The organism is Faecalitalea cylindroides (genome assembly GCF_028321995.1).
Classification (GTDB): Bacteria; Bacillota_I; Bacilli_A; order Erysipelotrichales; family Erysipelotrichaceae; genus Faecalitalea; species Faecalitalea cylindroides.
On sequence record NZ_JAQLXG010000003.1, the window covers coordinates 54,560 to 69,759 of the forward strand.

General features: G+C 36.2%; 17 protein-coding genes and 1 other annotated feature. Of the genes, 2 read left to right on the plus strand and 15 right to left on the minus strand.

Annotation, left to right across the window (positions count from 1 at the left end):
• Positions 1 to 25: 25 nt before the first annotated feature.
• The 15 genes from PND65_RS02660 to PND65_RS02730 form a co-directional block, all read right to left on the minus strand.
• On the minus strand, positions 26 to 1,537 hold the full coding sequence (locus PND65_RS02660; RefSeq protein ID WP_271990177.1) for a PHP domain-containing protein: 1,512 nt from the start codon (positions 1,535 to 1,537) through the stop codon (positions 26 to 28).
• Between the two features lie 79 nt (positions 1,538 to 1,616).
• Complete coding sequence (locus PND65_RS02665) at positions 1,617 to 2,792, minus strand: CapA family protein (protein WP_271990180.1); 1,176 nt, start codon at positions 2,790 to 2,792, stop codon at positions 1,617 to 1,619.
• A 29-nt stretch (positions 2,793 to 2,821) separates the two neighbouring features.
• Positions 2,822 to 3,556 (minus strand): GntR family transcriptional regulator, encoded by a 735-nt coding sequence (locus tag PND65_RS02670; RefSeq protein WP_022355463.1) that lies wholly within the window; start codon positions 3,554 to 3,556, stop codon positions 2,822 to 2,824.
• A 19-nt stretch (positions 3,557 to 3,575) separates the two neighbouring features.
• Positions 3,576 to 4,214 (minus strand): metallophosphoesterase, encoded by a 639-nt coding sequence (locus tag PND65_RS02675; protein WP_035401016.1) that lies wholly within the window; start codon positions 4,212 to 4,214, stop codon positions 3,576 to 3,578.
• A gap of 50 nt (positions 4,215 to 4,264) precedes the next feature.
• On the minus strand, positions 4,265 to 4,780 hold the full coding sequence (locus PND65_RS02680) for a DUF1307 domain-containing protein (protein ID WP_271990182.1): 516 nt from the start codon (positions 4,778 to 4,780) through the stop codon (positions 4,265 to 4,267).
• A gap of 33 nt (positions 4,781 to 4,813) precedes the next feature.
• A complete protein-coding gene (locus PND65_RS02685; RefSeq protein ID WP_271990185.1) occupies positions 4,814 to 5,911 on the minus strand; it encodes an aminotransferase class I/II-fold pyridoxal phosphate-dependent enzyme in 1,098 nt (365 codons plus the stop codon).
• On the minus strand, positions 5,908 to 6,639 hold the full coding sequence (locus PND65_RS02690; RefSeq protein ID WP_022355459.1) for an amino acid ABC transporter ATP-binding protein: 732 nt from the start codon (positions 6,637 to 6,639) through the stop codon (positions 5,908 to 5,910). The genes PND65_RS02685 and PND65_RS02690 overlap by 4 nt, the downstream gene beginning before the upstream one ends.
• Positions 6,632 to 7,315, minus strand: a complete 684-nt coding sequence (locus PND65_RS02695) for an amino acid ABC transporter permease (RefSeq protein ID WP_087158492.1) — start codon at positions 7,313 to 7,315, stop codon at positions 6,632 to 6,634. Before PND65_RS02695 ends, PND65_RS02690 begins: the two co-directional genes overlap by 8 nt.
• A gap of 27 nt (positions 7,316 to 7,342) precedes the next feature.
• On the minus strand, positions 7,343 to 8,116 hold the full coding sequence (locus tag PND65_RS02700; protein ID WP_195294350.1) for a transporter substrate-binding domain-containing protein: 774 nt from the start codon (positions 8,114 to 8,116) through the stop codon (positions 7,343 to 7,345).
• 134 nt (positions 8,117 to 8,250) lie between these two features.
• Positions 8,251 to 8,459, minus strand: a binding site (T-box leader).
• An 83-nt stretch (positions 8,460 to 8,542) separates the two neighbouring features.
• The gene (locus tag PND65_RS02705) at positions 8,543 to 9,898 is read right to left on the minus strand and encodes a PFL family protein (protein WP_271990187.1); all 1,356 of its coding nucleotides are present in this window, start codon (positions 9,896 to 9,898) and stop codon (positions 8,543 to 8,545) included.
• Between the two features lie 9 nt (positions 9,899 to 9,907).
• On the minus strand, positions 9,908 to 10,177 hold the full coding sequence (locus PND65_RS02710) for an ACT domain-containing protein (protein ID WP_015536190.1): 270 nt from the start codon (positions 10,175 to 10,177) through the stop codon (positions 9,908 to 9,910).
• 12 nt (positions 10,178 to 10,189) lie between these two features.
• On the minus strand, positions 10,190 to 10,672 hold the full coding sequence (locus tag PND65_RS02715) for a hypothetical protein (protein WP_022355455.1): 483 nt from the start codon (positions 10,670 to 10,672) through the stop codon (positions 10,190 to 10,192).
• A 15-nt stretch (positions 10,673 to 10,687) separates the two neighbouring features.
• Positions 10,688 to 11,128, minus strand: a complete 441-nt coding sequence (gene rpiB / locus PND65_RS02720; RefSeq protein WP_015536192.1) for a ribose 5-phosphate isomerase B — start codon at positions 11,126 to 11,128, stop codon at positions 10,688 to 10,690.
• Positions 11,125 to 12,576, minus strand: coding sequence for an alpha-amylase (locus PND65_RS02725; RefSeq protein WP_271990189.1), 1,452 nt, complete (start codon positions 12,574 to 12,576; stop codon positions 11,125 to 11,127). The genes rpiB and PND65_RS02725 overlap by 4 nt, the downstream gene beginning before the upstream one ends.
• 2 nt (positions 12,577 to 12,578) lie before the next feature.
• On the minus strand, positions 12,579 to 12,971 hold the full coding sequence (locus tag PND65_RS02730) for a hypothetical protein (RefSeq protein ID WP_271990191.1): 393 nt from the start codon (positions 12,969 to 12,971) through the stop codon (positions 12,579 to 12,581).
• Between the two features lie 149 nt (positions 12,972 to 13,120).
• Between PND65_RS02730 and gdhA the strand changes: the two genes are divergently transcribed.
• Positions 13,121 to 14,452, plus strand: coding sequence for an NADP-specific glutamate dehydrogenase (gene gdhA / locus PND65_RS02735; protein WP_015535282.1), 1,332 nt, complete (start codon positions 13,121 to 13,123; stop codon positions 14,450 to 14,452).
• A 70-nt stretch (positions 14,453 to 14,522) separates the two neighbouring features.
• Positions 14,523 to 15,200: a YoaK family protein gene (locus tag PND65_RS02740; protein WP_087320081.1), complete on the plus strand. Its 678-nt coding sequence runs from the start codon at positions 14,523 to 14,525 to the stop codon at positions 15,198 to 15,200.

The following is a 15,200-nucleotide window of genomic DNA, read 5'->3' on the forward strand; positions in this document are numbered from 1 at the left end:
AATGCTCCAAAATGAAGCATTTTTATCAGTCTTTTTTCACCGCCTTAGTAAGGATCTTGACAAGTGCCAATCCTTTTTCAGGACAATTTGTTTCTCCAAGTCGTCGATTTGGTTTTGTTGGACCATGATAATCACTACCACAGGAAACTAGCAATTTATGTTTTTGAACAATTTTTAAAACCGCTGCAATTGTTTCATCGTGAACATTTGGGCTGAACACTTCTACACCATCAATGCCTAGAGAAATCATTCTTTCGATCATTTCATCTGAAATGTTGTCCAGCTGCCAGCTGGAAAGGATTGCAATACCACCAGCTTGATGAATAGCTTCAATAGCTGAATCCAGCTCAGGATAATTACCTTTGACATAACATGGACCACCTTTTCCAAATAAATCCCGTTTAAATCGTGCCATAGCTTCGGATTGTGTTGAAGCTTGATCTATGTATCTTTTCACAAAAGACATAGAACGAACTCTTTCATTATTGAAAACCATCTTGGTAATATCTGTTGCGGTAATTGTTTGGAAGCGAGAATTTGAAATTATAGAATCTACATCAATAGAAATACCACTGAACTCTTCAAATTTCTTCACACGTTGAATTGAGCATTCCTTTTCACGGAGTAATGAATCACTTTCTAATATTTCAAAGATATCTTTTGTCCAGTCTATATAATATCCTAGCACGCGAACACGAGTTCCGTTGTACTGAGCATCTAATTCAACCCCTGGAATATACTGAATTCCATAAAGTTCAGCAAATCGAGTTGCTGCCGCATTCGCTCTTGCACAGTTATGGTCAGTAATAGAAATCACTTCCATTTTTAACTGCTTAGCCTGCTTAAAGATTTCTTCCACATCATAATATCCATCATCACTGTAATTAGAGCGGATATGTAAATCGATAGGACAAATATCATGCTGTACTTTTGGTTTCGGTTTTTTATTGTCAAAGGTAATATTAATTTCTGGTTCATTTACAGTAACAAGCCCAAAGACAAGATCAAATAAAGACTGTTGATTTGGTGTAATCAATACGATAATTCCATTTAACAACCACCATGCCAAAATTCCCGGCGTTCCAAAGAAATAACCTAAGATCATCAAAGGAATCCCAATACCTAAAGCCTGACGCATGATCAAATTTAAAGCCATGGCTTCTCGTTTGTCACGTCTTACAAGTTTTAGATCTGTCAAAACATATCCAAAGGATTGACCTTTAGAACGTGCGGTAAACAAACCTAACAAAAGTACAGCCACCACAAACAAACAGCCATACATAATATAAAACAATAAATCGAAAAAATGTGGAGAAATCAAACCACATAATATTAACAGAAACTCAATGACCCATATATATACAGGTAATAAACATATATTAATATCAATCAGAAAGGCAAAAAAATGATTTATATAATCCTCTTTATCCCGAGTTAAAACATGTGCCTGTTTATAGCCACCTGAACGATATATTTGCGATTTTTTGTTGAAATAAGCTAATGTTAAATCTTTAATATTATATTTTTTCACATCCATAAAATCACAAACCTTTCACTAACTACTATATTATATCAAAAATATGCTCATTTAGAACGAATTTCCATAATTTCATAAACTATTCGAGTACAATTTCAATTCCCTTTGGATTCTGCATGATCGACTGCACATAATTCTGAACCCATGCTTTGGAAATATCGATTCCATTCGCCGTTACACAATGACTTGCGGCGAATTCATCATTATATTCATGAATTGTCATCGTTTTAAAATTATAGTAATTTGAATCATAATACGTTATCGTTGGAATAAATTTCACATCATCGAATGTTGTCTTTTGTGTATCAAAATCATAATTCAAAGTAAAACTTGCCATTCCTCCAACCATGCCTTCTGCACTATCTTGGGCACTTAAGAAATTTCCTAAGGAATAATAAACTAAAGTATCTTGATTTTCTGTTGAAATGATTTCGGCCGGTTCAATAACATGTGGATGATGACCAATTATAACTTCAACACCTAATTCATTTAGATAATTTGCCAATTGATCTTGTTCTTCTGTGATTGAAGTATTGTATTCTTGGCCCCAATGCATGCTGACAATCTGAACATCACTGATCTTAGAAATTTCTTCCATATCTTGCTTTATCTTGTCTTTATCGATCAAATCTATCAACCAAGGTTTATCCTCAGGTAAGTTATAGCCATTTAAACCATAGGTATAACCTAACAAACCAACTTTGATGCCATTGATTTCTTTTACACGATAATTAGAAGCATCCTCTTTTGTATCATGACTTCCTGTCCAAAGTATATCTGGATAGTTCTCTTTTAAATAATTGATTTCGGCAATCAGTCCATCCGATGACATATCCATTGAATGATTGCTGGAAAGAGCCATCCAATCAAATCCAGCACTATGTACCGCATCTAATATTTCAGTAGGCCCATTAAATACTGGATAGTGACTTAATTCATACCCAGGGGCACAGATAGTTTCTCCATTAATAAATGCAAGATCTGCATTCTGGGTATAGGGATTTGTATACTCGTATATATCCGTGAAATCAAAAGGAAGACCTTGACTGTTTTGTTCATACCAGATTGCCGCATGAATTAAATTGTCCCCTACACCGACAAAAGAGAAAGAAGAACTGCCTGTTTTGTTAGATGTTTTTTTAACAATTGTTTCAGTTTTTGCCGGTTCGTTTTCCTCATATCCATACAAATAATAGAATAAGCCAATATTTATCACTAAGAGTATGGAAAAAATAATAACTAAACTCTTTTTCATAACTATAATATAACACAAAATCAGTCTACTTACTCAGCAGACTGATTTGTTGTTGAAATAGAATATGTGTAAAGATCACCGCGATAGTAACATGTCGTATATTCGATCAATTCATTTGTTGCGCTATAAGAAAGGCGCTGTCGAACTAAAACAGGCAGAGTTTTAGGAATATTCAATGCATCGCGTACTTCTTTATCCGGCATCTGTGCACTAATTTTTTCTTCAATACGTACTGGCAACCCTGTTCCTGTATAATCCAGGATTTCATAAATAGATTCTGAAAATTCATCTGGATCCAGTGGTAAATTTGTTGATAAAGGAAAATATGATACAAAATAAACAAGTTTTACATCATCTGCAGTTCTCACTCGGCGTATACAATACATTTTTTCTTTTGAATGTGAACCAAACCCTTCTGGTAATGGTTCAATTGAAACACTCAAGCCCTTGGTTCCCGGCACTCGATTGCGATGTTCCATTTCTTTTGTAAAAGACATGATGTGCGACAATTCCTCTTCAATTGCCGGTTGCCAAATAACAAAAGTTCCCTTGCCTCGGCCTCTTTTGACCATACCTTCTTTTTCAAGATCTAAGATAGCTTGTCTTGCTGTGATCCTGGACACATTATACTTTTGTTGGATTTCCATCTCACTTTCAATCTTATCCCCTAGTTTTAATTCACCCGACAAAATCTTATCTCGATAGATGTCCTTGATTTGAATGTAAAGTGCTTTTCCACCTTTTTTTGTTGTTAACTTCTCCATAATCATTGTCCTTTTCTTTTTATAACATTATAACATTTGATTCTGGGTTTTGTCGCCTTTTTTTATCAATTTCGATCCACTCATCCAACGTCATTGGAGCATAGTCAGAATACATGCAGAAACAATTGATAAATTGACATGGAATCGTCTCAACATTTCCAGAAACAGAGACATGTGACTGTCTTTGTACAAACTTTTGATACGCATCCAAATATATCTGATCCTGTGTTTTATGAATATGCCCATGTAACATAAATGTCTTAGGTTGTCCTGTTTCATCTCTACGATACTGTCCATTGTAACAGGCGATTGGATAATGCGATAAAATAACTTTACGTTTATTATCTTTAAGCTCTGCATAATCTTTGATCCAGATAAAACGATCCCAGGAATATTTTTTATCACTTAAAAAACGATCATGATTTCCTTTTATCATATATAATCGACCTTTTAATCGATCTAAAACTTCCTGCGTTTGCCGGGCATTTCCCCAGGAAAAATCACCTAGAATGATTACCTCATCATTCTTGTTTATTTTCGCATTCCATTTTTCGATCATATATTCATTCATCTGCTCTACACTCTCAAACCCTCTTTTATCCATTTTTTCATTCAGCGCCTTATGAAAAAAATGCTGATCCGCAATAAAATATCTCATATCCCTACTCCACCTTATCCCTTCTTAAAACAAAAAATGCAGTCTATATATTAATCAAGACTGCATGCATATCCATTATCGGTATAATCATTTTGTGTCTCTTTCAATGAGATGTACTGATTTTCCATCTCACCTTCTTTTAAAAGACCCTTTTCAATCAATACGTCCATATCGGCTGTTTCATAGTCAATGTTTACAGTCACCTTAACTCGATTGTCCTCTACAGTTCCTGAAACACTCACACCTTCAATATCAGAATATGTCTGTGATAAAGAATCATTGATGATCTGCTCCATCTGTGAGGCATCCATATCCTCAGTAATCCCTAATGAATCAAAAGTCATATAGAAAGTTTGTGTCATATTCGTGATTTCATCACCTTTGGCATCAAAGGTAATCGTTTCTTCACTTTCTGAAGTACAAACTAAAGTTTTTTTCGTAATATCTTCTTTTTGTATTTCAGGTTCTTTTGATGAAGATGACTGATTACCCGTATCGATGACTTCATCGATTCGCATGCATCCGCTTAACATTAAGATTATTGTTAAAATTTTCAAAATGCGCATATAAAAAGCTCCTTCCATACAAATCCAATTGTATCAAAAGAAGCTTTCATTTGTCCAGTTCGATAAAATATTCAAACCCTGTATTAGTAAATCGCTTTGCTTAGCCAAGCCTAAACGCAAATGATTTTCAATTCCAAAGCACTTGCCAGGAACAAAGAATACACCTGTTTCCTTCAATAATCTTTTACATAATTCCACACTCAATATAGGCATTGAATATTTTAGAAAACTAACAGTTCCCGATTCTGGCATGACCAAAGAAAACTTTGGATTCTCTTTTAACCAGGAAGTTATGATTTGTTTATTCTTTTGAACCGTTTCATAACTTCTTTTCAACAAGATATCTTTATGTTTTAACGCGATAGCTCCTAACTTGTCTAGCAAAGGTCCGGTAGAAATTAAAGCATAATCTCTTCGAACATTTATTTGATTGATAATCTCTTTATTTGCCTTGATCCAGCCAAGTCGTAAAGCCGCCAAACCATAAAGTTTACTCAATGAAGAAGTACTGATCCCCAGTTCATACAAATCACTGATACTGCTGACATCATTTGTTTCATATCCACGATATACTTCATCACAAAGAATATAGATTCCTTTATCTTTAGCTAGATGAACTAACTTTAAAAGAAATTCGTCCTTCATCAAAGTACCTGTTGGATTATTAGGATTATTCAAGATGATCATTTTTGTGTTGTCTTGAATCGCATTCACAAAATCTTGAATATCAATCATCCAACTCTTTTCTTCATTCAGCATCAATTCACTGACTGTACAGCCTATTGATCTAGGATAGTCACTGAATTGTTGATAACCAGGAATGCATGTTATAACATGATCTCCTTTTTCCAACAAAGTAGCCATGACCAGTTCATTAGCTTGAATACAACCATGAGTTGTTGTGATCTGATCTATGGTCCCACTTGTATACAAAGAAAGAATTTCTTTTTTTAATTCTGTATCTCCTGTGATATCTCCATAATCCATCACAATTTCTGAAAAATCTAACGTTTCTAATTCTAAAAGCTGATCCAAAGTAAGATTGACTGCACATGTATCGGTCAAATTATAAACCGCATCTTTTTCATGATCATTCATCCATTGTTCAACTTTAAAATCATTCAAAATCATTCGTAAAACACCTTGCTCAAGAAATCCTTTGCACGGTCGCTTTTTGGATTTGAGAAGAATTCTTCACTTGGCGCATCTTCAATGATCTCACCATGATCCAAGAAAACGACACGACTTCCTACTTTGCGGGCAAATCCCATTTCATGCGTAACAACGATCATCGTCATACCCTGCTTGCCTAAATCTTTCATAACTTCTAGTACTTCCTTGATCATTTCAGGATCAAGTGCGCTGGTTGGCTCATCGAACAACATCATATCTGGATCCATACAAAGAGCACGAGCAATCGCTACACGCTGCTTTTGACCACCAGAAAGATTGTTTGGATATGAATCTTTCTTTTCCTGCAGACCAACACGTTTTAAAAGCTCAAGAGATTTTTTGGTTGCATCCTCTTTGGAACGACCTAACACTTCCGTCTGTGCTAAATTTAAATTATCTAAAACTGTCATATGTGGGAATAAATTAAAATGTTGGAAAACAAACCCCATGTGATTTCTCTGCTCACGATACTTTTCTTTATTTTGAGGATCCATAAGCTCATCATTCATGTAAATCTTTCCTTTATCCGGCTTTTCTAATCCATGAATGCATCGTAACAATGTACTCTTACCAGATCCTGAAGGACCAATCAAAGAGACAATTTCTCCTTTATTAACTTCTAAAGTTACATCTTTCAAAGCATGAAGCTGCCCGAAATTCTTTTGTAAATGTTCAACTCTAATCACTTGCAGCCAACCTCTTTTCTACATGTTTTCCTATATAAGAAATACTAATCGTCATGATCAAATAGAAGATTGCAGCCAATGTATATGGTGACATGGCATCATAATATCTAGCTCCTAAGACCTGAGAAGCTTTTAAAAGTTCAATTGCTCCAATACAACTTGTCAAGGAACTGTCCTTGATCAAGGTAATAAATTCACTGATTACCGGTGGAACGATCAACTTAAATGCCTGTGGCAAAATAACAAGTTTCATCGTTTGCCAGGAAGATAATCCAAGTGTCTCACATGCTTCCCACTGTCCTTTATCAACACCATTGATACCACTACGAATCAATTCTGTAGAATAAGCTCCTGAATTGATGCTCATGGCAATGATACCGATCAAATACACATTGATTCTCAATACATTTCCTGTAATTGCCGTGTAAATGGATGGCACGACTGAAAATAACATCAAGATTTGTAATAACATAGGTGTTCCACGAATAATTTCAACATAGAAATTACCAATAGCACGTAAGATAAAAAAGCGTGATCTTTTTGCGCTGGCTCCTAAAACACCTAACACTAAACCAATCAAAAGGGATAGTATCGCCATCCCTAATGATATCAATGCTCCCTTACCTAAGTAGAGCACATTCTCCATAGTAAAGACCTTATCCAAGGCAACAAACATACTATCCCTCTTTCCTTAATATATTCACTATTCTAAAGGTAGAAGATCATATTCATCACAAAGTGTCTGATAATCATCACTTGCGATAAATGCTTTGATACATTTATTGATCTTTTCAATAATTTCTGTATTTCCTTTTTTCGCAATGACATAGTTTTCTTCATCCAATAAAGAACCATCGATCATTGTGAAGTTACCGCTAGATACATATTGTTTGGCAACACCTAAGTCAACGATTGCTGCATCGTACTGATTTGCAGCTAAGCCTGTGAAGATGTCCTGAACATTTTGAACGCTAGATACTTCAGCACCTTCAACTTCATTGGCTGCAATTTCACCAGTTGCTCCAGTCTGCGCTGCTAATTTCTTTCCAACTAGATCATCTACAGATGCGATTGAAGAACCATTTGGCACTACAGCAACCTGTGCCGTCTTGATATATGGATCAGACCATTCGACTTCTCTTTCTTCATCATATGTAAATCCTGAGATACCAATATCTATCTGATCTCCTTGGATCTGTGTAATGATGTTGTCAAAGCTCATTTGTTTGAATTCCAAAGAATACGTAACACCTTCTTCTTCTGTTAAGTAATCTTCAAACCAAGCAGCCATGTCGATATCAAAACCAACCAATTCATTATCTGTAGTCAAACTTTCATATGGTGCATAATCTGGTGAAACACCAATTGTGATAACTTCTGAATCTTCACTTGTTGAATCATCAGCTGGAGCACTTGAGCATCCTACCATTGTAGCTGCCAATAATGCAGCTGTACCTACTTTTAATAACTTATTCATATTCCTTATCCTCCTATTTTTCATATATTCATCTTTCATATTTATCAGTTAATGCAAATGCAATACTGCTACGTCGGTCGTTTGATTCCATTTGCATCACCCTCTCTATTAAAAAAACGCCCTCTGTGTTCAACACAAAGGACGTAATATACGCGGTACCACCTTAATTCCGCTCGTTCAATATGAGCGACCCCTCATTCTTAACGCGAATTAACGATCATTGCCTCCCAATTTCGACAATGCGACTCCAAGACACGTTCCATAGCTTTCTCTTATGACTTACACCAACCGTCATTTCTCTTTGAAGATCTAGCCCTGTACTACTTCTTTTCAACGTCTTTATGGTAATTATTATACACAGGCTCTTTATTTATGCAAGCCTAAAAATGTAAATTTATTGTAACCTTCTGAAAAAAGTTCCTGAAACTAGTTTTTTAATGCCTGTAATGGAGCAGGAATTCTTCCTCCACGATTGATCATGACATCATTTTTAGTTTGATTAATGTTCATGACTGGCCCATATCCCAACAAACCACCAAAATCTAATGTATCGCCTACTTTTTTACCAATTGCAGGAATAATACGAACTGCTGTTGTTTTGGAGTTGACCATACCAATCGCTGCCTCATCGGCAATCACACCAGAAATTACGCTGGCTGATGTATTTCCAGGCACTACCACCATATCAAGACCAACGCTACATACAGCTGTCATAGCTTCCAGTTTCTCTAAAGTTAAAATACCAGATTTAGATGCTTCAATCATTCCCGCGTCTTCACTAACTGGAATAAAGGCACCCGATAAGCCGCCTACATTGCTGGTAGCCATAACTCCACCTTTTTTGACCGCATCATTTAACATTGCTAGACAAGCTGTGGTTCCATAAGCTCCACATGTTTCTAATCCCATCTCTTTCAAAATATAGGCAACACTATCACCAATTGCTGGTGTTGGAGCCAAAGAAAGATCTACGATACCAAAAGGTACACCTAATTTCTCACTAGCTACACTTCCTACAAGCTGCCCCATACGAGTGATCTTAAAAGCTGTTCGCTTGATCAAATCAGCTAATTTATCCATTGGAAGGTTCTTATCTGCCTTTGCCAAAGTTGCACGAACAACACCCGGGCCAGATACACCCACATTAATCACACAGTCTGCTTCTCCAACACCATGAAAAGCACCGGCCATAAACGGATTATCTTCAGGTGCATTACAGAAAACAACTAGTTTCGCTGCTGCCATGCAGTTATCTTTTGCCGTTAATTCAGCACAATCTCTTACGACCTGCCCCATCATTTTAACTGCATCCATATTGATACCAGCCTTAGTCGATCCTACATTTACACTGGCACAAACATGTGATGTGCACGCTAAAGCTCTAGGAATTGATTCAATGAGTTCTTTATCTCCATGAGCAAAGCCTTTTTGAACCAATGCAGAATATCCTCCAATAAAGTCCACCCCAAGTTTTTGAGCACAACGTTCCAATGTCAAGGCATATTCAACGGGATCACCTTGGCTGGCTGCAACCAACATGGCAATTGGTGTAACACTGATTCGTTTATTTACCACAGGGATTCCGTATGTTTTTTCAATTTCATTGCCAACTTTTACAAGATCTTTGGCTAGTGTACAAATCTTGTTTTCAACTTTTTCACATGATTTTTTGATATCTGGGTCAATGCAGTCTAATAAACTGATTCCCATTGTGATCGTACGAATATCCAGATATTCTTCATCAATCATCTTAATTGTTTCTAATATTTCATTTGTCTGCATACTATTCTCCTAAATCTTATGCATTGAATCAAAAATATCTTGATGCATAACACGAATTACTAAGCCCTTTTCCTTTCCCATTTCTTCCATATGTGTTGAGAAGGTATCCAAAGACTCAGACATAGATGAAAAATCCACACTCATGGTCATTGTAAACATTCCATCTACAATCGTTTGCGATACATCTAGAATATTGATGGATGCATTTGCACATTCATTGGCAATCATTGCCAAAATCCCAATTTTATCTTTTCCAATTACACTGACAACTGCTTTCATTTTTTTCTCCTTTTATAGTTTTATTGATACTTTCGAAAATTTTTCTAACTCAAATGGTTCATAGGCACTTTGAATACCGGCAATATTCACCTCATATTCACCTGGCATAAATCCAACCTGTGCCTGCTTTTTCAAACAATCTAATATGATCTTGGATTGTTCTAAAGATAAGGTCTTACGTTTTGAATACCAAACATTATTTTTACCATCTACCAAGATCAATTCAACATCCAATAATTCTTTTTCTAAGATTTCATCTTTAAGATCACAATCCTGAATATTGAAATAGAAATCGCTGGAATCAATATCGCCACCTTCAAGCACAAAGATTGCCAAATCTTGCGTGTAACAAAAATTCAAAGTGGCTCCCTTTTTGATTAATTCGATTTCTTCATCACTCCATGTCTCATCTTTAATTACCAACATAAAATGATCTTCAACATAATCCATGATTGTGCCGATTTCAACGTCATACGCAAATTTCTTTTTTTCCATAAATATACCTGAATATTATTTTTCCAACTCAGCGATTTTTTGGATACGCGCAATATGTCTTTCTCCATTTGAGAATGGTGTATTTAAGAATGTATGAACGATGTCTTTTACTGTTTCAATACCTGTAGTTCTTTGTCCAACACTCAACATATTGGCATCATTGTGCTCTCTGGTTAAACGCGCCATTGTGACATCTGTACATAATGCGCAGCGAATTCCTTTTACTTTGTTGGCAGAAATAGAAATTCCAATTCCTGTACCACACATAACAATACCACGTTCTACTTCATTCGATGCAACCAGCTTAGCACATGCGCTGCCATAATCTGGATAATCAACACTATCTGTTCCATTGCATCCGCAGTCTATTACTTCATGACCTTCTTCGATCAACATTTCTTTAATAGTTTCTTTGTAATCAAATGCTCCATGATCACATGCGATTGCGATTTTCATAATTCAAGTTCCTCCTTCATTTTCTGATACACTTCGCTTTCAATAAATATACTACACCCTCCATCAAAACAGTCAAACTTTCCACGACCATTTTCATCAAGTTTTATCGTTTTTTTAGTGACAAGATCAATAAATTCAATATTCGATTTATTTTTTATGACAAATTCTTTTCCATTGGCTAGTCCATTGGTCATCACTACAACAATTGGATGCTTTCCATCCACTTTCCAGCCAATGCAATGAAAATCATCAAAGCGATCTTCTATCTCATCTTCCAGGATACGACTTCGAATCCAAACCAACTCACTTAAATGCGTTACCGGACCAATATTATCATGTTCGATACCATATAGATCGCCATAGAATACACATGGATTGTCAAAGTTTCTTAATAAGATCAAACTATAAGCATGTAACTTAAACCATCCCTGTACCCATGAATATAAAGCCTGTCCTGGCTGTGTATCGTGATTATCCACAAAAGGACATGCATACTCATTCTGTGAGCTGACTAGTGTATGATCCAATATTCTAGACATATCATAGGTATCATATGAACTTGATGCATTAAAAAGGTTAAAATGTAAAGGAACATCAAACAAATGCATACAATGACCACTGTCATTTAAATATGTATTTAATTCATTAAGATCTCCACTCCAATATTCCCCTACGACATACACATCGTTTGTGTGGTAGCTTTTCTGTTTATCCAGCCATCCTTTAAAAAAGTTGGAATCAATGCTCTTAATGGCATCCAAACGATAGCCATCAATATTGGTGAAGTCCTTATACCACTTTCCCCAGTGATACAATTCTTCAATCACGTTCGGATTTTGAAAATCCAGATCATCTCCCATGATAAAGTCAAAGTTACCTTCTTCTTTGGAAACTCTTGGATCCCACTTCTTATCTTCAAAAGTCATCAATACATTTTGGTTGGTCTTGGCATCATAATCGGTACCATCAAAGTCTTTCCATGTCCATTGAAACTTAGAATACTTGCCATTACGAACCGGAAATGTATATTTTGTCCAGACATCTACGATTTTTTCTTGACCAACTGCACGATTACGATCATCCCAATCCATCGCCGTTGCCTTGATTGTTTCTTTTTCATCGGCCCCCATACGATGATTGAACACAATATCCGCTATGACCTGTAAAGAATTTTGATGACAGACATCAATTGCCTGGATATATTCGTCTTTTGTTCCATATTTTGTCCGTATGCTTCCTTTTTGATCAAATTCACCAAGATCATACATATCATAAACTCCATAGCCAACATCATTGATGCCGGCCTGTCCTTTATAAGCAGGAGGAAGCCAGACATGTGTGAATCCCATCTTAGACAAACCGGATGCTTCTTTCATGAGTGTTTGATAGAGTGGCGGATCAGATTTCAAATACCACTCAAAATATTGAATCATCGTTCTTTTTGTCATTTTTAACTCTTCTTATCAAACTGTGTACGGCATGAAGGACAAGTAATCGTGATCATTCCTTTATTTCTTGGAACGCGAATAATTTGTGAACACTTTGGGCATACATAATAATGATAGGAACGATCTTTTAAACTTCTAAAGAAAGCTTTAAAAGTATGTGTAATCTTAGATTGAATACGAACATATTTTTGATTCTCGATTGATCTAGCTACGATATTACGTGAAAAGGAACGGAAGACATACAACACCAAAACCAAATAAAATAAAATTGCGATAATAACATTAGGAACAAAGAAGCTCAACACGATCAACAAGATCTCAAGAGCAAATAAAAACTTGTTTAGATCATCCATTCCATATCTACCGGCTAAAAATCGATATAGTTTTTCTTTCATCTTACCACCTCATATAATACTACTAAAGATACTATTTTATCGAATATCTTTCAATCAATATACGGAATGAAAATATTTTCTTTTTGTTCTTGTGAAAACTTTTCACGTTGTGATATACTATGAAAGTATTTAAATGAGGAGGAACTCAAATGACAGATTTAAAAGAGCTTTATGAGGTGGTTAAAAAGCGTAATGCGAATGATACAGAATTCCTTCAAGCAGTAGAGGAGGTCTTCGAATCACTGAACGTTATCGCTCAAGTTCACCCCGAAAAATTAGATGACGATGTTCTAACACGCATCGTAGAACCAGAAAGACAGATTTTATTCCGTGTTCCATGGGTTGATGACAATGGAAAAACACAAGTAAACCGTGGTTATCGTATTGAATTCAACTCAGCGATTGGCCCATATAAAGGTGGTCTTCGTTTCCACCCTTCTGTAAATGTCAGCATCATCAAATTCTTAGGATTTGAACAGATCTTCAAGAATGCGTTGACTACACTGCCTATGGGCGGTGGTAAAGGTGGATCTGATTTTGATCCAAAAGGAAAAAGCGATGGCGAAGTAATGCGTTTCTGCCAAAGCTTTATGACAGAACTTGCCCGCCACATTGGACCAAACACAGATATTCCTGCAGGAGATATCGGTGTTGGTGGACGTGAAATCGGCTATCTATTTGGTCAATATAAACGTATTCGCAATGAATTTAGCGGTGTTCTTACAGGAAAAGGACTTACATATGGCGGTTCTTTGATTCGTACCGAGGCAACAGGTTATGGTTTATGTTATTTCACACAGGCACTTCTAAAAGACAATGGTACTAGCTTTGAAGGTAAGACTGTTGCGATTTCAGGAAGTGGTAACGTAGCAATCTACGCATGTGAAAAAGCAACTCAACTAGGGGCTAAAGTTGTAACGATGTCTGATTCAAATGGATTTATCTATGATCCAGAAGGAATCGACCTAGCTCTAGTTAAAGATATCAAAGAAGTACGTCGTGGACGTATCAAAGAATATGTTGAAGCAAAGCCAAATGCAACATATACTGAAGGAGCTCGTCCATGGAGCATTAAATGCGATATTGCATTACCATGTGCTACACAAAATGAATTGGATCTTGACGATGCCAAAGCACTTGTCGCAAACGGAGTATTTGCTGTTTGTGAAGGCGCAAACATGCCAACAACTCCAGATGCTATCCACTACTTGATGAACAACGGTGTATTCTACGCCCCAGGTAAAGCATCAAATGCTGGTGGTGTTGCATGCTCTGGATTAGAAATGTCTCAGAATGCTCAACACTTATCATGGACAGCTGAAGAAGTAGATGAAAAACTTGAAGGAATCATGGTCAATATCTTCAACACTTGCCGTGATACCGCAAAAGAATACGGTCACGAAAAAGAATATGTGGTTGGAGCAAATATCGCCAGCTTCTTAAAAGTTGCCGAAGCAATGAAAGCCCAAGGAACTGTATAAAATACGCAAGCATCTTTTCAAAATCGAAAAGATGCTTTTTTATTTATGTGCAAGAGTGTAAAATAAAACCATGCGTATTACACAAATCTCAGAGTCAAAACAATTAGGTATTCTTCTAGCTCTTTCTGGAGGTTTTATGGATGCCTATTCCTATATCCAACGAGGCCATGTTTTTGCCAATGCGCAAACCGGGAATATGCTTCTTTTTGGCATCAATCTCTCCCAGTTAAAGTTTCTAGATGCCTTACAATACGCAATTCCTGTCATTGCTTTTACTTTAGGAATTGCCTTGGCAGAACAACTTAGAGCCTGTCAATGGAAAAAACTGCATTGGCGCCAAATTGCTTTGATCATAGAAACGACTATCTTAATTAGCGTTGCCTTTTTTAACAGTGATCTAAACTTAATTGCCAACTCTCTTACTTCTTTTGCCTGTGGCATTCAAGTTGAAACTTTTAGAAAAATTCAAGGTTTGTCTGCTGCCACGACCATGTGTATTGGCAACTTAAGAAGCGGTACAGAAAACTTATTTAAATACCTGCATACAAAAGAAAGGCACTACTTTGATAAAGGTGCCTTCTACTACTTGATCATTTTTTGTTTTATTATGGGAGCTGTTATCGGAAATTTCTTTATCTATTTTATGCACCGCTATGCCATCATAATTTGTTCCTGGTTTTTGATTGCTGCTTTTTTAATGATGTTCATCGACTTAGAAAAAGAGATGAATACCAAAAGAAAACATTAA